The following is a 395-nucleotide window of genomic DNA, read 5'->3' as shown; positions in this document are numbered from 1 at the left end:
TCGTCCAGGTCGGCGGTCTGCGACTGCTGGTTGTTGATGAAGTACGGCGACAGGTAGCCGCGGTCGAACTGCATGCCTTCAACGACGTCCAGCTCGTTTTCCAGGCCCGAGCCTTCTTCAACGGTGATCACGCCTTCCTTGCCGACGCGCTTCATCGCTTCGGCAATGATGTTGCCGATCGACTCGTCCGAGTTGGCCGAGATGGTGCCGACCTGGGCGATGGCCTTGTCGTCAGCGGTGGGCTTGGAAATGTTCTTCAGCTCGGCGACGGCGGCAACCACGGCCTTGTCGATACCGCGCTTGAGGTCCATCGGGTTCATGCCGGCGGCAACGGCCTTGGCGCCTTCGCGGATCAGGGCCTGGGCCAGCACGGTGGCGGTGGTGGTGCCGTCGCC

General features: G+C 64.1%; 1 protein-coding gene. It reads right to left on the bottom strand.

Annotated elements, in window-relative coordinates; translation table 11 throughout:
• Nucleotides 1–395 (bottom strand): TCP-1/cpn60 chaperonin family protein (locus tag B2527_RS02835; protein WP_293706026.1); only part of this gene is annotated, 395 nt, incomplete at both ends.

The sequence above is a fragment of the Stenotrophomonas sp. UBA7606 genome, from assembly GCF_002477705.1.
Taxonomy (GTDB): Bacteria; Pseudomonadota; Gammaproteobacteria; order Xanthomonadales; family Xanthomonadaceae; genus Stenotrophomonas.
Note: the sequence above shows the minus strand (reverse complement) of the source record. Positions and strands in the feature narration are given on the sequence as shown.